This window comes from Agrobacterium sp. ICMP 6402 (genome assembly GCF_009498615.1).
GTDB classification, from domain to species: Bacteria; Pseudomonadota; Alphaproteobacteria; order Rhizobiales; family Rhizobiaceae; genus Agrobacterium; species Agrobacterium burrii.
Map to the genome: position 1 here is coordinate 908,876 of NZ_QSNV01000001.1, position 19,180 is coordinate 928,055.

Annotated in this window: 16 protein-coding genes; 13 read left to right on the top strand and 3 right to left on the bottom strand. The window is 58.9% G+C overall.

Features of this window, described 5'->3' with window-relative positions; genetic code table 11:
* Positions 1-53 precede the first annotated feature (53 nt).
* The 9 genes from DXT96_RS04580 (at position 54) to lpxB (ending at position 9,776) form a co-directional block, all read left to right on the top strand.
* Positions 54-797 (top strand): isoprenyl transferase, encoded by a 744-nt coding sequence (locus DXT96_RS04580; RefSeq protein ID WP_046800233.1) that lies wholly within the window; start codon positions 54-56, stop codon positions 795-797.
* Complete coding sequence (locus tag DXT96_RS04585) at positions 797-1,630, top strand: phosphatidate cytidylyltransferase (protein ID WP_153513640.1); 834 nt, start codon at positions 797-799, stop codon at positions 1,628-1,630. The genes DXT96_RS04580 and DXT96_RS04585 overlap by 1 nt, the downstream gene beginning before the upstream one ends.
* Before the next feature lie 49 nt (positions 1,631-1,679).
* Positions 1,680-2,801 (top strand): RIP metalloprotease RseP, encoded by a 1,122-nt coding sequence (gene rseP, locus DXT96_RS04590; protein WP_174373110.1) that lies wholly within the window; start codon positions 1,680-1,682, stop codon positions 2,799-2,801.
* A gap of 199 nt (positions 2,802-3,000) precedes the next feature.
* Positions 3,001-5,325: an outer membrane protein assembly factor BamA gene (bamA, locus tag DXT96_RS04595; protein WP_149897674.1), complete on the top strand. Its 2,325-nt coding sequence runs from the start codon at positions 3,001-3,003 to the stop codon at positions 5,323-5,325.
* A gap of 49 nt (positions 5,326-5,374) precedes the next feature.
* Positions 5,375-6,442 carry a UDP-3-O-(3-hydroxymyristoyl)glucosamine N-acyltransferase gene (lpxD, locus tag DXT96_RS04600; RefSeq protein WP_153513641.1) on the top strand — a complete coding sequence of 356 codons (1,068 nt, stop codon included), beginning with the start codon at positions 5,375-5,377 and terminating at the stop codon, positions 6,440-6,442.
* On the top strand, positions 6,435-6,902 hold the full coding sequence (fabZ, locus tag DXT96_RS04605) for a 3-hydroxyacyl-ACP dehydratase FabZ (RefSeq protein WP_149897672.1): 468 nt from the start codon (positions 6,435-6,437) through the stop codon (positions 6,900-6,902). Before lpxD ends, fabZ begins: the two co-directional genes overlap by 8 nt.
* Entirely contained in the window at positions 6,899-7,714 is an 816-nt protein-coding gene (gene lpxA / locus DXT96_RS04610) for an acyl-ACP--UDP-N-acetylglucosamine O-acyltransferase (protein WP_153513642.1), read from the top strand. Before fabZ ends, lpxA begins: the two co-directional genes overlap by 4 nt.
* 3 nt (positions 7,715-7,717) lie before the next feature.
* Positions 7,718-8,590 (top strand): LpxI family protein, encoded by an 873-nt coding sequence (locus DXT96_RS04615; protein WP_371418788.1) that lies wholly within the window; start codon positions 7,718-7,720, stop codon positions 8,588-8,590.
* Between the two features lie 4 nt (positions 8,591-8,594).
* Positions 8,595-9,776 carry a lipid-A-disaccharide synthase gene (gene lpxB, locus DXT96_RS04620; RefSeq protein ID WP_153513643.1) on the top strand — a complete coding sequence of 394 codons (1,182 nt, stop codon included), beginning with the start codon at positions 8,595-8,597 and terminating at the stop codon, positions 9,774-9,776.
* Positions 9,777-9,899: 123 nt separating this feature from the next.
* Here lpxB and gltA read toward each other — a convergent pair whose 3' ends face one another.
* Positions 9,900-11,189: a citrate synthase gene (gene gltA, locus DXT96_RS04625; protein WP_149897669.1), complete on the bottom strand. Its 1,290-nt coding sequence runs from the start codon at positions 11,187-11,189 to the stop codon at positions 9,900-9,902.
* Between the two features lie 306 nt (positions 11,190-11,495).
* Between gltA and DXT96_RS04630 the strand changes: the two genes are divergently transcribed.
* Complete coding sequence (locus DXT96_RS04630; protein WP_153514191.1) at positions 11,496-13,928, top strand: ComEC/Rec2 family competence protein; 2,433 nt, start codon at positions 11,496-11,498, stop codon at positions 13,926-13,928.
* Positions 13,929-13,947: 19 nt separating this feature from the next.
* Here the strand turns inward: DXT96_RS04630 and DXT96_RS04635 are convergent, their stop codons facing one another.
* On the bottom strand, positions 13,948-14,625 hold the full coding sequence (locus DXT96_RS04635) for a glutathione S-transferase family protein (protein WP_153513644.1): 678 nt from the start codon (positions 14,623-14,625) through the stop codon (positions 13,948-13,950).
* Positions 14,626-15,038: 413 nt separating this feature from the next.
* Positions 15,039-15,761: a transcriptional repressor LexA gene (gene lexA / locus DXT96_RS04640; protein WP_149897667.1), complete on the bottom strand. Its 723-nt coding sequence runs from the start codon at positions 15,759-15,761 to the stop codon at positions 15,039-15,041.
* Between the two features lie 212 nt (positions 15,762-15,973).
* Between lexA and DXT96_RS04645 the strand changes: the two genes are divergently transcribed.
* From DXT96_RS04645 to eno, 3 genes are all read left to right on the top strand, one after another.
* Complete coding sequence (locus DXT96_RS04645) at positions 15,974-16,855, top strand: VOC family protein (RefSeq protein WP_153513645.1); 882 nt, start codon at positions 15,974-15,976, stop codon at positions 16,853-16,855.
* Complete coding sequence (kdsA, locus tag DXT96_RS04650) at positions 16,855-17,700, top strand: 3-deoxy-8-phosphooctulonate synthase (RefSeq protein WP_153513646.1); 846 nt, start codon at positions 16,855-16,857, stop codon at positions 17,698-17,700. The genes DXT96_RS04645 and kdsA overlap by 1 nt, the downstream gene beginning before the upstream one ends.
* Before the next feature lie 136 nt (positions 17,701-17,836).
* Positions 17,837-19,111, top strand: a complete 1,275-nt coding sequence (eno, locus tag DXT96_RS04655; protein WP_006312487.1) for a phosphopyruvate hydratase — start codon at positions 17,837-17,839, stop codon at positions 19,109-19,111.
* The last annotated feature ends 69 nt before the right edge of the window (positions 19,112-19,180 follow it).

Here is a 19,180-nt window from a genome sequence, read left to right on the forward strand (position 1 = left end):
ATAGCCCTGTATTTTATTCGTTTCAATTCCGCACTGCCTGTTAATGGATCGATATGCCGACGACGACACGTTCCTCAATACCCGAGCACGTCGCCATCATCATGGATGGAAATGGGCGTTGGGCAAAACAGCGCGGTCTCCCGCGCGTGATGGGGCATCGCCGCGGGGTTGAGGCCGTGCGCGAGACTGTGCGTGCGGCCGGCGACTGCGGCATCAGCTATCTCACGCTTTTCGCCTTCTCCTCGGAAAACTGGCGCAGGCCCGAATCCGAGGTGAGCGATCTGATGGGGCTTCTGAAGGCCTTCATCCGGCGCGACCTTGCGGAACTGCATCGTGAAAATGTCCGCGTGCGCATTATCGGCGACCGGCAGGGCCTGAAGAACGACATCCGCTCTCTTCTCGAAGAAGCCGAGCAGATGACGGCTGATAACACCAAGCTGACGCTGGTGATCGCCTTCAATTACGGCAGCCGTGACGAGATTACCCGCGCGACGATGGCGATCGCCCGCGATGTCGCCGAAGGCCGGCTGGATGCCGCATCGATCACGCCGGAGATGATTTCGGCGAGACTTGATACGTGCGGAATGCCGGATCCGGATCTCATCATCCGCACCAGCGGCGAAGAGCGCCTGTCGAACTTTCTGCTCTGGCAGGCAGCCTATTCCGAGTTCCTGTTCGTTCCCGAATATTGGCCCGACTTCGACAGGCAACTCTTCTTTTCCGCAATCGAGCAATATGCAACGCGTAATCGCCGCTTCGGCGCCATCGCCGAGCAGGTTGCCGTGGCAGGCGCCTGATGAGCCGTGAACTCAGACTGCGGATCGTATCCGCAATCGTCATGGCGGCGGTCATATTGGCCGCCACCTGGTATGGCGGCATCCTGTTCCGTATCGTGGCCGGTCTTCTGGCGATCCTCATCTATTATGAATGGTCGACGGTTACCCGGCTGTCCGAAACCAACTCCACCGGCAATGCCTGGGGCTGGTTTGCGGTCGCCGTCATCGCCGGCAACACGATTTTTGGCGAACCCTCGCTTGATCTGCCGCTACTGTCAGGTTTTACGCTGACAGCCGCACTTTTCCCTGTCCTGCGCGGCAAGAACTGGTGGCTGGTGGGCGGCATCATCTATGCTGGTCTCAGCGGCATTTCGCTGGCTGCCATTCGTGGCGACGAGTTGACCGGCTTCGTTTCTATCCTGTTCATTTTCGCCGTTGTCTGGTCGACGGATATTCTGGCTTATTTCGTCGGGCGCGCCATTGGCGGACCAAAGCTTGCGCCGGCGATCTCGCCCGGCAAGACCTGGTCTGGCGCCATCGGTGGGGCCGTGGCTGCGTTGATCGGCGGCGGCGTGGTGTCGCTCGCCTATCACGGCAGGATCAGCCTGCTGATACTTGGGCTTGCGCTTATCCTCTCGGTCTTCAGCCAGATCGGCGATCTTTTTGAATCCTTCGTGAAACGGCGTTTTCAGGTCAAGGATTCCGGCCATCTCATCCCGGGCCATGGCGGCTTCATGGACCGTGTTGACGGTCTTGTTTTTGCCTGCTTTACGGTATTCCTCATTGCTTTCGTGCATGCGGCAGCGACAGGCGACGTGCCCGGATCGGGCGGCGGTCTGTTGCCGGGCTTCTAAGCGGCGCGAAAGGTCACGATATAAAGGGCAGATTGTCATGAACACAGTAATGGCGGCGACCGGTTTTCTGACCGGCTACATCGTGCCCTTCGTCCTGGTGCTGTCACTGCTCGTTTTTGTCCATGAAATGGGCCACTATCTCGTCGGCCGCTGGAGCGGCATCCGCTCGACAGCTTTTTCCATCGGATTCGGCCCGGAACTGATCGGCTTTACCGACCGGCACGGCACGAGATGGAAGATTTCCGCAATCCCGCTCGGCGGCTACGTCAAGTTCTTCGGCGACGAAGATGCAGCGAGCAAGCCGGATAGTTCCGGCCTGTCGCATATGTCGCTGGAGGAGAGGGCGCAGACGCTTTCCGGTGCAAAGCTCTGGAAAAGGGCGGCGACGGTCGCCGCCGGTCCCATAGCCAACTTCATTCTGGCGATTCTCATCTTCGCGGTCCTGTTCGGTGTTTATGGCCGGATGATCTCCGATCCGATCGTGGCCTCGGTGCGTGAAAACAGCGCCGCTGCCGCCGCCGGCGTGCGCCCGGGTGACCGTCTGGTGGCAATCGACAGCGAAAAAGTCGTGACCTTCGAGGATGTCCGCCGTTATGTCGGCATCCGGCCGGGCACGCCGATCACCGTGACTGTCGAAAGGGCAGGCGAGGAACTGAAGCTGCCGATGGTTCCGACCCGCACCGAAACCACGGACCAGTTCGGCAACAAGCTGGAAATGGGCATCATCGGCATCGTCACCGACCAGACCAGCGGCAATTTCCGCCATATTGAATATTCGCCGACGCAGGCGCTGATGGAAGGCGTGCGCGAAACGGGCCACGTCATCACCGGCACCTTCAACTATATCGGCAATCTCGTGACCGGGCGCATGAATGCCGATCAGCTCGGCGGCCCCGTCCGTGTCGCACAGGCATCCGGCCAGATGGCGACGCTCGGCATTTCGGCCGTGATCCAGCTCGCCGCCGTGCTTTCCGTGTCGATCGGCCTTCTGAACCTGATGCCTGTCCCGGTTCTGGACGGTGGACATCTGGTTTTTTACGCCATCGAGGCCATCCGCGGCAGGCCGCTTGGTGTCGGCGCGCAGGAAGTAGCATTCCGTATTGGTATGGCAATGATTCTGGGTCTTATGGTTTTTGCAACATGGAATGATATCAGCAGCTTGATTGGCTGAGGATTGTGTTTTAACGGTTTTGTTAAGGGCTTGTTTACCTTGTTTTTATGCCGAAGTGGCGAATGAGCCACTCTGGATCACGAAGTAAACAGAATTTAACGTTCTGACTTGCTTGTAGGGGAAAAGCAGGTAAAACGACGCACATGGCCGGAGTCGGGTTCCGCCCGCTGAGGGACAACGTAAAAAGGTAAGATTTGAAATGAAGGCTGGTTCAAGATTTTTGAACGCTGTGTCGGCGGTTGCGCTGTCTGCTGGTGTTTCTTCGGTTGCGGGCCTTGGCGTGCTTGCCTCTGCTGGTGCTGCAAACGCAGCCGTTATCAGCAAGATCGATGTTCGCGGGGCCGAGAGGTCCGGTGCGGACTCCGTGCGTTCCAACATCACCATTGCGCCGGGTAAGAACTTTTCCAATTCGGACATCGATGAATCGGTGAAGCGTCTTTACGCCACCGGTTACTTCTCGAATGTCTCCATGCGCGTTTCCGGCAGCACGCTGGTCGTGACCGTCAATGAGAACCAGCTGGTCAACCAGGTGGTCTTCAACGGCAACCGCAAGATCAAGGACGACAAGCTCGTCGGCATCGTGCAGACCCAGTCGCTCGGCCCGTTCAATCAGGCTATCGTGACGGCGGATATTGCCCGCATCAAGGAAGCTTATGCCGCAATCGGCCGCAGTGACGTCGAAATCACCACGCAGACCGTTTCCGTCGGTCAGGGCCGTGTGAACATCGCTTTCGTCATCAACGAAGGTGAGCGTACCAAGATTGGCCGCATCGATTTCGTCGGCAACAATTCCTATAGCGACGGTCGTCTGGCCGCCGTCATCAATACCAAGAAGTCCAACATGCTGTCGTTCCTGACGCGTAAGGACGTCTATAACGAGGACAAGCTGCGCGCTGACGAAGAGGCGCTGCGCCAGTTCTATTACAACCGCGGCTATGCCGACTTCCGGGTCGTGTCGTCCGACGCTGTACTGGACGAGTCCAAGAACGAATACACCATCTCCATCACGGTGGATGAAGGCAAGAAATACGACTTCGGCAACGTCGCCGTCGAATCGACCGTTCCGGGTGTTGATGGTTCTGAATTGCAGGGCCTCGTTGAAACCCGCCAGGGCGCCAGCTACAGCGCCAAGGAAGTTCAGCAGAGCATGGAAGCGATTTCCAAGCGCGTCGCCGGCGAAGGTTATCCTTTCGCCCGCGTAACGCCGCGCGGCGACCGCGACATGTCCGGCAACACCATCGGTGTGACCTATATCGTAGATCAGGGCGAGCGCGCTTATGTCGAGCGTATCGAAATCCGCGGCAACACCCGCACGCGTGATTACGTTATCCGCCGCGAATTCGATATTTCCGAAGGCGATGCTTTCAACCAGACGATCATCACGGCGGCAAAGCGTCGTCTCGAAGCGCTGGGTTATTTCTCGAAGGTCAACATCTCGACCGCCGGCGGCAGCGCGCCTGACCGCGTCGTGATCGTTGTCGATGTTGAGGACCAGTCGACGGGTTCGTTCGGTATTGGTGCTGGTTACTCGCAGAACGACGGCGTTCTGCTTGAAGCTTCCATCGAAGAAAAGAACTTCCTCGGTCGTGGTCAGTATATTCGTCTCGCCGCCGGTGCGGGTGAAGACGACGCGCGTACCTACACGCTGTCCTTCACCGAGCCCTATTTCCTCGGCTATCGCCTCGCCGCAGGTTTCGACCTGTTCAAGAGCCAGAGCCGTAGCGAAGACTATTACGATTACGACGAGCAGGGCTTCTCGCTGCGCGTGACCGCGCCGATCACCGAAGACCTCTCGACGACGTTCAAGTATACCTACAAGCAGATCAATTATGATGGCGAAGGCGATTGGGAAACCGGCAGCAATCTTGCCGAGCCCTACAAGGCTCTGATCCGTGGTGGTGACTGGACGCAGTCCATCATCTCCAACACGCTGAACTACAATACGCTCGATGACCGCAACATGCCGCGCGAAGGCTGGCAGGCTGCCCTGACGAACGAATTTGCAGGTCTCGGCGGCGATTCCGAATATTACAAGATCTACGCCAAGGCGCGCTTCTATTACACGCTGTCGGACGAGTACGATGTTATCGGCTCGCTCACCGGTCAGGCGGGTCATGTTGTTCCGACTGGCGACAATCTGCTGGTATTCGATCAGTTCAAGTTCGGTGGCCGTCAGGTTCGCGGCTTCAAGAACGACGGTATCGGCCCGCGCATCGGTTCCGACTCCATCGGCGGCACGACCTACTTCGCAGCTTCTGCTGAAGTCACCGCCCCGATGCCTGGTGTTCCGGAAGATTTCGGCCTGCGTCTGGCTGGTTTCGTCGATGCCGGTACGCTTTACGGCAACAAGGTCGCCAACAGCACCGGTGTAAAGGATGACAACTCCATCCGCGCATCTGCTGGTATCGGCGTGATGTGGGCATCGCCCTTCGGTCCGATCCGCGTCGACTACGCGGTGCCGATCGCCAAGGAAGACTATGACGAGGAACAGCGTTTCCGGTTTGGCATGTCCAACACTTTCTGATATCGGCAGTCCAGAACTGCAACTTTGAACGTTCTGGAGTGTCCGGCTAATGGAATACAACGCCTTTTTTCCGCCCCACGAGGGACTGCGATTGAAAGACATCGCAGACCGTTTTGGGGCGGAACTGTCTGATGAGACAGCAGGAGAGCGGATCATCAGGTCCGTCGCGCCGGTCTACCGCGCAAAACCCGATCAGCTCTGCTATATTCTCACCCGCAAGAACCGTGACGAGTTGCAGACCTGCGAGGCTGGTGCCGTCATTTGTGACGCGGCGCTGGCGGATATGCTTCCGCCTCACATTCCGGCACTGATATCGAAAAATCCGCATACGCTTTTTGCGCAGGTGGGTGCTTTGCTGCATCCCTCCGCCATGCGTCCTGCGACGATTGCGCCGATGGAGGCCGAGATTTCTCCGGCTGCCCATGTCGACCCGTCGGCGAAGCTGGAGGCGGGCGTGATCGTTGAGCCGCTCGCCGTGATCGGCGCCGGTGCTCATATTGGTGCCGGCACACGGATTGGCCCCGGTGTCATCATCGGACCGCATGTGCAGGTGGGACGCGATTGCACCATTGCCGGTGGCGCGAGCATTCTTGTGGCCCTCATTGGCAACAATGTGATTATCCATAATGGTGCACGCATCGGTCAAGACGGTTTCGGTTATGCCCCCGGTCCGCGCGGCATGCTGAAAATCGTGCAGATCGGCCGGGTCATCATTCAGGACAATGTCGAGATCGGGGCCAATACCACGATCGATCGCGGCACGATGGATGATACCGTCATCGGCGAAGGCACCAAAATCGACAATCAGGTCCAGATCGGCCACAACGTTCGCATCGGCCGCCATTGTGGCATCGTCAGCAAGGTCGGCATTGCCGGCAGCACCCGCATCGGCGATGGCGTGATGATCGGCGGCGCGGCGGGCGTCAATGGCCATATCACTATTGGTGACGGCGTGCAGATCGCAGCAATGAGCGGTGTGGTCGCCGATGTTCCGGCCGGCGCCCGTTACGGCGGAACGCCTGCGCGTCCAATGAAATATTTCCTGCGCGACATGGCCGAAATTCTGGCACGCGCTGAAGCGCGTGATAAAAAAACAGGAGAGAAAAACAATGACTGAAGAAACGAAGACGACGCTCGGCGCGGCTGACATTCTGGAAGTCATGAAGCTTCTGCCGCATCGTTACCCATTCTTGCTGATCGACAAGATCATCGATATCGATGGTAACAATTCGGCGACCGGCATCAAGAATGTCACGGTCAACGAACCGCATTTTACCGGCCATTTCCCGGACCGGCCGATCATGCCGGGCGTTCTGATCGTTGAAGCGATGGCCCAGACGGCTGGTGCGATATGCGCTCGCAGTCAGGGCGAGGGCGGTCACCTCGTCTATTTCATGACAATCGACAATGCGCGTTTTCGCAAACCCGTGATCCCCGGCGATCGTCTGGAAATCCACGTCGTCAAGCAGCGCCAGCGCGGCAATGTCTTTAAATTCCATTGTGAGGCGAAGGTGGAAGGCGCGCTGGTGGCGGAAGCCGATGTCGGTGCGATGATGATCCCCGAGGACCAGCAATGAGCAAGATCGCCGCCTCGGCCAGAATTCACCCGACCGCCATTGTCGAAGACGGCGCGGTTATCGGTGAAAATGTTGTCATCGGCGCGCTCAGCTATGTCGGTGCAAAGGTCACGTTGCACGACGATGTCATATTGCACAATCATGCTGTCGTTTCCGGCTTGACCGTTGTCGGCCGTGGATCAGTGATCCATCCCATGGCGGTCATCGGCGGCACGCCGCAGGCGATTCGTCACGATGGGTCGGAAACGACGCTCGAGATCGGCGAACGCTGCATCATGCGCGAAGGCGTGACGATGAACGCCGGCAGTTCTGATGGTGGCGGCAAAACCATTGTCGGCGACGACAATCTGTTCCTCGCCAATTCGCATGTGGCGCATGATTGCCTCCTCGGCAACCATATCGTCCTGTCGAATAATGTGATGCTGGCGGGTCATGTGACTATCGAAGACCGCGCTATTCTTGGCGGCGGCTGTGCCGTGCACCAGTTTACCCGCATCGGCCGTCAGGCCTTCATCGGCGGGCTGTCGGCGGTTAACTACGACGTCATTCCCTATGGCATGTTGAACGGCAACCCCGGTATTCTCGGCGGCCTCAATGTGGTCGGCATGACACGTGCCGGCATTGAACGGGCGGATATTCACAAGGTCCGGCGCGTCTTCAAACAGGTTTTCGAGGCCGAAGGCACGATCCGCGGCAATGCGGCGGCAATCGACCGCAATGACTATCTGGATTGCCCACAGGCCCTTGAAGTCATCGACTTCATCGGTGCTGGCAGCGACCGCCCGATCTCTTCACCAAACCGGGGCAAGTGAGCCGTGACAGGCGGCGGGCGTCTCGCCATCGTGGCCGGCAGCGGCCAGCTGCCGCTTTATGTGGCGGCCGCCGCCCGCGAGATGGGTGAAAATCCCTTCATCGTGCGCCTGCGCGATGATTCCAGCTTCGACTGGAGCGGCTTCGACAATGCCGTCATCAGCGTGGGCGACGTGGCAGGGCTCGGCCGTTTGCTGCGTGAAAACCGGGTGGACCGCGTCGTGCTTTCCGGCGCCGTGGCGCGACGGCCGGAATGGCGGGAAATCCGCCCGACGGTCGGAATCGTCCTGAAACTGCCCTCCATCGTCCGCACGTTGCTGTCGGGCGGTGATGACGCCGTGTTGCAGATGGTGATCAAGGTCATCGGCACGCTTGGCGCAAAGGTCATCGGCGCCCACGAGATTGCCCCCGGCCTGCTTGCCACGACAGGCACTTTGGGTGCACAGAAACCCACAGACGAAGACCTGCGCGATATCCACAAGGCGGCTGAGGCGGCACTTGCGCTCGGCACGCTCGATGTCGGGCAGGGGGCTGTCTCCGTCGGTGGCCGCATCGTTGCGCTGGAAGGCGTCGAGGGCACGGATGCCATGCTGGCGCGTGTCGCGGCCTTGCGTGCCGAGGGCCGCATATCGCCCCGCCGCAAGGGTGTGCTGGTGAAGCTTTGCAAGCCGCAACAGGATATCCGTGCCGACCTGCCGACCATCGGCATCGAAACCGTGGAGAATGCGCAGAAAGCCGGACTGGCGGGCATCGCTGTCGAAGCGGGACGGGCGCTGGTGCTTGACCGCGACGAGATGTTGAAAGCCGCCGATCAGGCGGGCATATTCGTCTGCGGCATCGATACGTCACTCGGTGGTGATATGCTCGGGGAGAGATGATCGGATGACGGCAGCATTAAAAGTGGCGGTTATCGCCGGGGAAGTATCCGGCGATCTTCTGGGCGCAGATTTGATCCGCTCCGTGAAAGCCCGATATCCGGGTTCCATCGAGCTTATGGGTGTCGGCGGCGAGGCGCTGGAGGCGCAGGGGCTGACCTCGCTGTTCGATTATTCCGAACTCTCCATCATGGGCTTCACACAAGTCCTCAAAAAGCTGCCAAAACTCATCGCGCGTATCAATCAGACTGCGCAGGCGATCATTGCCGCAAAGCCGGATATTCTGCTGATCATCGACAGCCCGGACTTCACGCATCGTGTTGCGAAAAAAGTCCGCAAGCAATTGCCGCATCTTCCGGTCGTGAACTATGTCTGCCCCAGTGTCTGGGCGTGGAAGGAATATCGCGCCACCGCGATGTTGTCCTATGTCGATCACGTTCTGGCCCTGCTGCCTTTCGAACCAGAGGCGATGCGGCGTCTCGGCGGCCCGCCGACCACTTTTGTCGGCCACCGCCTCAGCGTCGATCCCGATCTGCTGACGGTGCGGAAAAAGCGGGCGGAACGCTTGCCTCCGGCAAAGGGCGAGCCGAAAACCATTCTCCTCCTGCCGGGGTCGCGCTCCACTGAAACGACGCGGCTGATGGAGCCGTTTCGCGAGGCTGCAAAAGCCTTCGTGGAACGCAACGGCCCAACCCGGTTTCTGCTGCCCACCGTGCCGCGTCAGGAGATCCGCATGCGTGAGCTGGCGGCGACGTGGCCTGATGATATCAGGCCTGAAATCGGCACGGATGCTGCGTTCAAGTGGAATGCGTTTGCGCAGGGCGATACGGCGATTGCCGCCTCCGGGACCGTCATTCTCGAACTGGCACTAGCCGGCGTGCCGACAGTATCGGTCTACAAGACCGACTGGATTTTCACCATGCTGAGCAAGCGGATAAAGACCTGGACCGGCGCGCTTCCGAACCTGATTGCCGACTACCCTGTCGTGCCGGAATATCTGAACGAGGTGGTGCGGCCGGGGTCCATGCTGCGCTGGGCTGAGCGCCTGTCATCCGACACCACCGAGCGGCGGGCAATGCTTGAAGGTTACGCTCTGGTGCAGCAGCGTTTGCACACCGACGTGGCGCCGGGCGAAACCGGCGCTGCCATTCTGCTCGATGTGCTGAACGGCCGCAGACAGCAAGGCTGAGCGCGCAACGCTCGCCCATGCTGGTCGCCAAACCCTGTTGGCTTCTTTCTCCGCTCGATACGCAACAAAAAAGGCCGGCGGATTTTCATCCGCCGGCCTTTTATATTCTATGGTTCCGCGGGCTTAACGCTTGGAAACCGGAACGTAGTCACGCTTGCCGGCGCCGGTGTAGAGCTGGCGCGGACGGCCGATGCGCTGCTGCGGATCTTCGATCATTTCGTTCCACTGTGCGATCCAGCCGACGGTGCGGGCGAGCGCGAACAGAACGGTGAACATGGTGGTGGGGAAGCCGAGCGCCTTCAGCGTGATGCCCGAATAGAAGTCGACATTCGGGTAAAGCTTCTTTTCGACGAAGTAGGGGTCGGAAAGGGCAATCTTTTCCAGTTCCAGCGCAACCTGCATGATCGGATCGTCGGAATTGCCGGTGGCTTCCAGCACTTCGTACATCGTCTTCTGCATGATCTTGGCGCGCGGGTCGTAGTTCTTGTAGACGCGGTGGCCAAAGCCCATCAGGCGGAACGGATCGTTCTTGTCCTTGGCGCGGGCGATATATTCCGGAATGCGGTCAACAGAGCCGATTTCGTTCAACATGTTGAGCGCCGCCTCGTTGGCGCCGCCATGTGCCGGACCCCAGAGGCAGGCGATGCCCGCCGCAATACAGGCGAACGGGTTTGCACCCGAAGAACCGGCAAGACGCACCGTGGAGGTGGAGGCGTTCTGCTCGTGGTCGGCATGCAGGATGAAAATGCGGTCCATGGCGCGGGCCAGAACCGGATCGACCTTGTACTCCTCGCAAGGCACGGCAAAGCACATGTGCAGGAAGTTGGAGGCGTAATCCAGATCGTTTTTCGGGTAAACGAAGGGCTGGCCGATATGATATTTGAAGGCCATGGCGGCGATCGTCGGCATTTTCGCGATCATGCGCAGCGAAGCGACCATGCGCTGGTGCGGATCGGTAATGTCGGTCGAGTCGTGGTAGAAGGCCGAGAGAGCGCCGACCGTGCCGCACATGACGGCCATCGGATGCGCATCGCGACGATAGCCGGTGAAGAAGCGGCTCATCTGTTCATGCACCATGGTGTGGCGCGTCACGCGGGTGTCGAAATCCTTCTTCTGCGCCGCCGTCGGCAATTCGCCGTAAAGCAGCAGATAGCAGGTTTCGAGGAAATCGCCCTGTTCGGCCAGCTGCTCGATCGGGAAGCCACGATGCAGGAGAACGCCCTCGTCACCATCGATATAGGTGATCTTGGATTCGCAGGAGGCCGTCGATGTGAATCCCGGATCGTAAGTGAAGGAACCCGTGTGTTTGTACAGCGTGGCGATATCGACGACGCTCGGTCCAATCGTGCCTTCCCTGACCGGGAGCTCGACCTGCTTGTCGCCAAATGTCACTGTAGCGCTTTTGTCCGTCATACTGATCCTCCGAGAACATGCGGGTGGAGGCGTTGAGACACGCCTCGCGGTTAAGCGTCTACCGATTAGCTATATGATCCTTGCGCCGATGCCAAGCTATTCGAAGGTCAAATTGTGCATTGCGGCAAACGCAATGACGTTGCTTGCGGCTTTATCGGCAATGGCAATTCAATCTCGGTCAACGCTCCGTTAAAGGATAAGGATTGCAATCCTTCGCGCTGCCCTGCAAACCTGTTTCCAATGCGGCAGGGGCGGCGCGGATTGCTCGGTCAAGGGGAAAGAAAGCATCTCGGATATGCCGAAACGTTGCAGGGCGGCTTGCCCGGCACGCATGAAATCCTGTTTCCCGTTCACCGCGCCGGCGACGTTGTGGCTTATGATTTTCCAGCCCCTGTTCCCAGGCGCAATCTCAAGGCAGTCATCGCCCGAAAAGTTGCCGGCTGCCTCGCTGAAGAGCGCGCATTCGGCCACGATTTTCTTTTCGTTCCCGTCTTCATCGGCTGCGGCGCGATCCTGTGGTTCTCTCTGGAAGTCACGCTGTCTTTATCCGTTCTGGCAATGGCATTCCTGCTGGCTGCCGGTCTGGCACTTTTTACCCGATATGACAGCAGCCCATGGGCAGCCATCTGCAGCGTCGCCGCTTTTCTTCTGCTGGGCATGCTTCTGGCAGACCTTGAAACCCGGCGGGCGGCAACCGTGGTGCTGGATACTCCGGTCACAACCACCATCACCGGCACGGTGGTGCGCCGGGAGGTGGATGCACGCGGCTCCTGGCGATACGTCGTTCAGCTGACCGCGACCGAAGGGCCGGCATTATCGCGCCCGCCGAAGAAGATTTCGCTGCTTGCCCGCGGGGGAGGTGAGCCGGTCGCGCTTGGCGCCACCATCAGCGGCAAGGCGCGGCTGTCGCCGCCATCCGGCCCCGCTTTGCCGGGGCTGAACGATTTCGCCTTCGCTTCCTATTTCAAAGGCACAGGCGCCACCGGATTTTTCTATAAGCCACCGCAGACACTTGTATCACCCAAGGGCGACATGAAGGCCGAAACGGGCTGGCTGGAATGGGCCGATAGGCGGCTTTACGGCCTGCGTAGCGCCATTGCCGAGCGCATCCGCAACACCATTGGCGGTGACGCCGGAGCTTTCGCCGCCTCCATCGTCACCGATGAGAGGCAGGCCATATCCGGCGAGACGATGGAGGCGCTGAGGCTTTCCGGCCTTGCCCATATCGTCGCCATATCCGGGCTTAACATGGCGCTTGCCGCCGGTATATTTTTCGTCGGTTTAAGACTTGCCTTCAGCCTGTTTCCCGCCTTTGCGCAGCGCTGGCCCGTCAAGAAGATTTCGGCTTTCGCAGCCCTCCTGATGACGCTCGCCTATTATCTGATTTCCGGTTTCGCTGTCTCCGCCGAGCGCGCCTGGCTGATGATGTCGGTGATGTTGATCGCGATTCTTTTTGATCAGCCGTCACTCAGCCTCAGGAATGTTGCTCTTTCGGCTCTGGTCATTCTTGTCTTTTCGCCCTCGGAAATTATGGGGCCGAGCTTCCAGATGTCGTTCGCCGCGACCATCGCGCTCGTATCCACCTATGCCTGGTGGAGCCGCCGGCACAACGATCGCGAGCGCCTTTTCATCGGCCGCAAACCGGCATGGATCACGGTGTTTCAAACGGCGGGCGCCGTCATTGGCGGCGTCATCACCACATCGCTGATTGGCGGCCTTTCGACGGCGATCTATTCGGCCGAGCATTTCCATCGTGTCACCACCTATGGACTTTTCGCCAATCTCGCCGCCATGCCGCTAATGTCGCTGATCGTCATGCCCTTCGGCCTGCTCGCCATGCTGCTGATGCCGTTCGGGCTCGATGCGCCGTTCCTGAAGGTTATGGGTTATGGCATGGCGCTCGTCATCGAAGTCGCCAATGAAGTGGCGTCCTGGGGCGGCAGCGCTGCAACGGGGCGGCCGCATGAGTGGTTTATCGGTCTCGGCTCGGCCGGCTTCCTGCTGCTGACCTTACTGCGCAGCCGGCTTGCGCTGCTAGGTATTCCGCTTCTTATCTCCGCTTTCGGCCTGTCGGCGGCTGTGGCCTATCGCGATGTCCCGGATCTGCTCATTCACGAGGATGGTGAACTGGTGGCGTTGCTGGAAGACGGCAAGGCCTATACGACAAAAACGCGACCGCAGGGCTTTGTATACGGCCAGTGGCAAAGGGCGCTGCTGCTGCCGGAACAGCCCGCGCCGCCGGTCATTCTTAAAGCGGATGCCGCAGTAACCAGTGTAGGCCTGACCACAAAATCAAAGCTTGCGCCGGAGGAGATGAGGGTGGTGACGCGGCAGATGACGGCAGCGCTGAAAGATGCGGAAGCCGGCGTCTTCACCTGCAGCAAAGGCATATGGTGCGTGGCGCGCGCCGGCAGTGGTGAATGGATTGTCGTTCTGGAAGACGGCCGGTTTGCCGGAAAAGCCTGCGACATCGCCGATATTGTCGTCGTTTCCCGCAGGACTTCGTTTTCACAATGCCGCTCAGGAGCGCTTCTGCTCAACCGCGATATTTTACGTCGCATTGGTTCAGTGGAAATAAACTTTGCCGGAAGCGATCAGTCTGCGGTCGTGGGACGGCTGCGTGCGGCGATTGCCGGGGCGGACAGGCCATGGAGCGAGCACCGCTATTACGACTGGAAAAGCGACCGTTTCGAATACGAGGTGCCGGAACCGGTCAGGCAGTTGCTGGCGTCGCAATAAACGCCGCCAGCATGGATCCTCAGACCTTCACACGCAGATCGGCAGTCAATTCACCAATGCCGCTGATTTCCTGTTCATGCGCCGCGTCGCGCCAGATTTCCTTCAATCCGGCCTCATACCATTCACGCATGGCGGGCAGGGCGAGCAACCGATCGCAATAGGCTTTTGCTGCAGTCGAGAGCTCAGCGCCATAGGTCTGGAAACGGAATGCGACCGGGCAGAAGAATGCATCGACCGCCGTGAATTTCTGACCGGCAAGATATGAGCCGCCGAATTTTGTCAGACCTTCGCTCCAGAGCGCATCGATGCGCTTTATGTCTGCCGCAAGTCCGAGATCGCCATCCTTCGGCTTGACTCGAATACCGACCGACATCGGATAGAGATTGCGCAGCGAGGAAAAGCCGGCATGCATTTCACTCGCAGCCGAACGCGACCATGCACGTGCCTGCTTGTCGCTCGCCCAGACGCCCTGGTGTCGTTCTGCGAGATATTCGGCGATTGACAGCGTTTCCCATATCGTCACACCATCATCGACAAGGCAGGGCACCTTGCCGGTCGGTGAAAAGCTGGAAAAGGCGACACCTTCGCCGAACGGAACAAGTTTCTCATCAAAAGCGATACCGAGCGTGCGCATCAACACCCACGGCCGCAGCGACCATGAGGAGTAGTTCTTGTTGGCGATATAAAGATCGTACATGGCTTATCTCCCGGATATGACGCGCATTTCTATACCTGTCGGGGCATGATGGAATATCGAAAATAATCCATGGCACCCATAAATCACGTTGATGAATGGCAGGGGCTTTGCACCGCGTGTCACCATTTGCCGGCAGCGCCAGGCCAGCCATATCCCTCAAGCGTAAACGACCTCACGCGACCAAAAGTCCACGGCATGTGACGCAGTGGTGACAACACGCCGGGGAGAAGAGCGCGACAAGGATATCCATATGAGACTGGAACTGATCTCTACCAGACAGGTTGTGTCCGTCCGCGGGAAGGATAAGCTTTCCCGACACTCACATAGTCTGCCAAATTAGGGAATTGCCGTCATCTTCGACAGGGTTAGCCTCATGACGATGCCTGTTTCGAGAGGATGACGGCGAATTCAGATCAATGGTAACGGCGTATAAGCCCGACCAGCTTGCCCTGAATTTTTACCCGATCAGGCCCGAAGATGCGGGTTTCATAAGCGGGGTTGGCTGCTTCAAGCGCGATGGAAGCGCCCTTGCGGCGGAAGCGTTTCAACGTCGCTTCCTCATCATCCACCAGCGCTACGACGATATCGCCTGGATTGGCGGTATTGCTGTTGCGGATGATGACGGTATCGCCGTCGAAAATACCGGCCTCGATCATCGAATCGCCCTTAACCTCGAGCGCGTAATGTTCGCCCGAACCCAGCATGTCCACCGGCACGGCAACATCATGGGTGTTGTTCTGGATGGCGGAAATCGGCACGCCGGCGGCGATGCGGCCCATGACCGGCACGGTGACCGCCCCGCCGAGATCGTTGGCCGGAGCCTTTGGCGCTGGTGCGGGTTCCGGCGTCTTCGGTTTGCCAAGACTGCCTTCGATGACGCTTGGCGAAAAGCCGCGTTGCGGCCTCGCACCCGGAGTATAGGCCTCCGGAAGCTTGATGACTTCCAGCGCCCGCGCCCTGTTAGGTAGCCGGCGAATAAAACCACGCTCTTCGAGGGCGGTAATCAGCCGGTGGATACCGGATTTGGAAGCAAGATCGAGTGCGTCCTTCATTTCATCGAAGGAGGGCGGCACGCCGGACTCTTTCATTCGTTCATGAATGAAGAGAAGCAATTCCTGCTGTTTGCGCGTGAGCATGAGGAAAACACCCTTGAGAATCGTCGTGGAGATCGTGAAACAAATACAGAACGAACACTATATGTTCCATATGTGTTCCGCAATCCCCTAAAATTTCGTGAAGCTGCTATCTGTTCTTTTGATGATTTGCCTGAAAGCACGAAATTGTGCTTTTCTGCCTTTCGGACCGTTCCGGCATCGCTATGCCGGATGTGAGAGCAGGAAGCAGGAAAATGACGAAAGCATACCGTGTCGACCATCTCGTTCTGCCTGTGGATGTCCTTGGCATTGCCGTTAATCGCCTTGGAAACCTTGGGTTTACGGTAGCACCAGCGGCTCTCCACCCTTTCGGCACGCAGAATGCCTGCATTTTTTTCGCTGACGGCACCTATCTGGAACCTCTCGCAATTGCTAACCCGGCTAACTATAATGCCTCGATTGACCGGGGAGATGTGTTCACCGGGCGGGATCAGGCTTTCCGGAAACATGTCGCAGGGGAGGGATTTTCCGCTCTAGTTGCTGCAACACAGGACGCTCCTGGCGATCACGACCGATTCGTAGCCTCAGGCATTTCGGCCGGAAATGTCTTTGAATTTTCGCGGCCGGTCAAAATGCCTGATGGTTCGCAGAGCGAAGCGGCCTTCCGGCTGGCTTTTGCAGCCAGTGGTTCCGCTGCGGATTTCTTCCTGTTCAGTTGCCAGCGGTTGCAGGCCCTGCCGGGCGACCGTTCAGTGCTGGAGAGCCATGCCAATGGCGTTTCCGGCCTCAGCGAGATCGTCCTGTTTGCCGGTGGTAATGTGAATGCGGTGCAGCTGATCGAAACTGTTTTTGGCCGTGATGGCAAAGTGTCCCCGGATGGTGATGTGGTTTTCGCAACCGGCAATGCCCGCATAAGATTGACGCAAAATCCGGTCTTTGGCAGACATGCCTTTAATGCTCCCGAAGAGGGCGGCGATGGATTGCGCGGCGCAGGCATCGTCTTTTCCGTTCGCGATCTTGCCGTGACAGAAGCAGCACTTGCTGCTAATGGCGTGTCCTGCGTAGAAACGGGCGGCCGGCTGGTGGTGCCCGCAGCACCCGGTCAGGGCGTTGCCTTCGCCTTCGAGGAAAAATGATGAGCGTTACGAACAATCTCAAAGTCACCGCCGGCGATGGCGCCGGCAAGGTTTCCTTTTCCAATACCGAGCGTTTTTCGCTGATTGCCGGCCCCTGCCAGATGGAAAGCCGCGAACATGCCTTCATGATTGCGGGCGTGCTGAAGGAGCTTTGCGACAAGCTTGGAATAGGCCTCGTTTACAAATCCTCTTTCGACAAGGCGAACCGCACCTCGCTTTCCGGCAAGCGCGGCATAGGCCTTGACAGCGCGATGCAGGTTTTCGCCGATCTCAAGAAGGAATTCGGCTTTCCTGTTCTGACCGACATTCATACCGAGGAACAGTGCGCCATCGTGTCCGAAGTGGTGGATGTGTTGCAGATCCCGGCCTTCCTCAGCCGCCAGACCGATCTTCTCGTCGCCGCCGCCAAAACCGGCCGTGTCATCAACGTCAAGAAGGGCCAGTTCCTGGCACCCTGGGACATGAAGAACGTGCTGGCCAAGTTGAATGAAAGCGGCAACCCGAATGTGCTCTTATGCGAGCGCGGCGCGTCCTTCGGTTACAACACGCTGGTCTCCGACATGCGTTCCCTGCCGATCATGGCGTCGCTCGGCGCGCCTGTCGTCTTCGACGCCACCCATTCGGTGCAGCAGCCGGGCGGGCAGGGCGGTTCGACGGGCGGTCAGCGCGAGTTCGTCGAGACGCTTTCGCGTGCGGCGGTCGCTGTCGGTGTCGCCGGCCTCTTTATCGAGACCCATGAGGACCCGGACAATGCACCATCCGACGGCCCCAACATGGTGCACCTTAAGGACATGCCGAAACTGCTGGAAAAGCTTCTGGCCTTCGACGCGATCACCAAAGCCTAAGGGCCTGGCGCGGTTTGTGCCAATCGATTTTAAATGGCGGGCGCTCCGTTTCTGCCGCCCGCCGTCATTGTAATTTCTTCGTCATCGTCTAAGACAGGCGACGGAAAATATCTGTTCCATTCCCAAGGGAGAGACCATGACTGCCATTACCGATATCATCGCGCGCGAAATCCTCGACAGCCGCGGCAACCCGACTGTTGAAGTCGATGTTTACCTCGAAGACGGCTCCATGGGCCGTGCGGCCGTTCCTTCCGGCGCCTCCACCGGCGCGCATGAAGCGGTTGAGCTGCGCGATGGCGGCAAGCGTTATCTCGGCAAGGGCGTGGAAAAGGCGGTCGAAGCCGTCAACACGGAAATCTTCGACGCCATCGGCGGTTTCGATGCCGAAAATCAGATCCAGATCGACCAGATGATGATCGCGCTTGACGGTACGCCGAACAAGTCGCGCCTCGGCGCCAACGCCATCCTCGGCGTTTCGCTCGCCATCGCCAAGGCTGCGGCCGAAGCTTCCGGCCTGCCGCTTTACCGTTATGTCGGTGGCCCGAACGCGCATCTGCTGCCGGTTCCGATGATGAACATCATCAATGGCGGCGCACATGCCGACAACCCGATCGATTTCCAGGAATTCATGATCCTGCCGGTTGGCGCGGAAAACATCCGCGAAGCCGTGCGCATGGGTTCGGAAGTGTTCCATACGCTGAAAAAAGAACTGTCGGCACAGGGCCACAACACCAATGTCGGCGATGAGGGCGGTTTTGCACCGGGTCTCGAAAGCGCGCCGGCTGCGCTCGATTTCATCATGAAGTCGATTGAAAAGGCCGGCTACCGTCCGGGCGAAGACATGTATGTCGGCCTCGACTGTGCATCGACCGAATTCTTCAAGGACGGCAAATACGTTCTCGAAGGCGAAGGCCGCACGCTGGAGCCGGGCGCAATGGCTGAATATCTGGCCGAGCTTGTCAACAAATACCCGATCATCTCGGTTGAAGACGGCATGGCCGAAGATGACTGGGAAGGCTGGAAGACGCTGACCGATCTCGTCGGCAACAAGTGCCAGCTCGTTGGCGACGATCTCTTCGTCACCAACTCTGCGCGTCTGCGTGACGGCATCAAGATGGGCGTTGCCAACTCCATCCTCGTCAAGGTCAACCAGATCGGTTCGCTCTCCGAGACGCTGGATGCGGTGGAAACCGCACACAAGGCCGGCTACACCGCCGTCATGTCGCACCGCTCTGGCGAAACGGAAGATTCCACCATCGCCGATCTCGCTGTCGCGACGAACTGCGGTCAGATCAAGACCGGCTCGCTTGCCCGTTCCGACCGGCTCGCAAAGTACAACCAGCTGATCCGCATCGAAGAAATGCTCGGTCCGCAGGCTGCTTACGCCGGCCGTTCGATCCTGCGCGGATAATTCGCGTTTGGGTTTGGTGGTGTGGCCCGCCAACTTGGCGGGCTGAGGTTGGTGAACGACGTATCCACA

What these genes read in the sequence shown, in the direction of transcription:
- lpxB (WP_153513643.1), top strand. Translation starts at nt 8,595, where the DNA reads ATGACGGCAGCATTAAAAGTGGCGGTTATCGCCGGGGAAGTATCCGGC.
- kdsA (WP_153513646.1), top strand. Translation starts at nt 16,855, where the DNA reads ATGAGCGTTACGAACAATCTCAAAGTCACCGCCGGCGATGGCGCCGGC.
- lexA (WP_149897667.1), bottom strand. Translation starts at nt 15,761, where the DNA reads ATGCTCACGCGCAAACAGCAGGAATTGCTTCTCTTCATTCATGAACGA.
- DXT96_RS04585 (WP_153513640.1), top strand. Translation starts at nt 797, where the DNA reads ATGAGCCGTGAACTCAGACTGCGGATCGTATCCGCAATCGTCATGGCG.
- lpxD (WP_153513641.1), top strand. Translation starts at nt 5,375, where the DNA reads ATGGAATACAACGCCTTTTTTCCGCCCCACGAGGGACTGCGATTGAAA.
- rseP (WP_174373110.1), top strand. Translation starts at nt 1,680, where the DNA reads ATGGCGGCGACCGGTTTTCTGACCGGCTACATCGTGCCCTTCGTCCTG.
- eno (WP_006312487.1), top strand. Translation starts at nt 17,837, where the DNA reads ATGACTGCCATTACCGATATCATCGCGCGCGAAATCCTCGACAGCCGC.
- DXT96_RS04580 (WP_046800233.1), top strand. Translation starts at nt 54, where the DNA reads ATGCCGACGACGACACGTTCCTCAATACCCGAGCACGTCGCCATCATC.
- lpxA (WP_153513642.1), top strand. Translation starts at nt 6,899, where the DNA reads ATGAGCAAGATCGCCGCCTCGGCCAGAATTCACCCGACCGCCATTGTC.
- bamA (WP_149897674.1), top strand. Translation starts at nt 3,001, where the DNA reads ATGAAGGCTGGTTCAAGATTTTTGAACGCTGTGTCGGCGGTTGCGCTG.
- DXT96_RS04635 (WP_153513644.1), bottom strand. Translation starts at nt 14,625, where the DNA reads ATGTACGATCTTTATATCGCCAACAAGAACTACTCCTCATGGTCGCTG.
- gltA (WP_149897669.1), bottom strand. Translation starts at nt 11,189, where the DNA reads ATGACGGACAAAAGCGCTACAGTGACATTTGGCGACAAGCAGGTCGAG.
- fabZ (WP_149897672.1), top strand. Translation starts at nt 6,435, where the DNA reads ATGACTGAAGAAACGAAGACGACGCTCGGCGCGGCTGACATTCTGGAA.
- DXT96_RS04645 (WP_153513645.1), top strand. Translation starts at nt 15,974, where the DNA reads ATGACGAAAGCATACCGTGTCGACCATCTCGTTCTGCCTGTGGATGTC.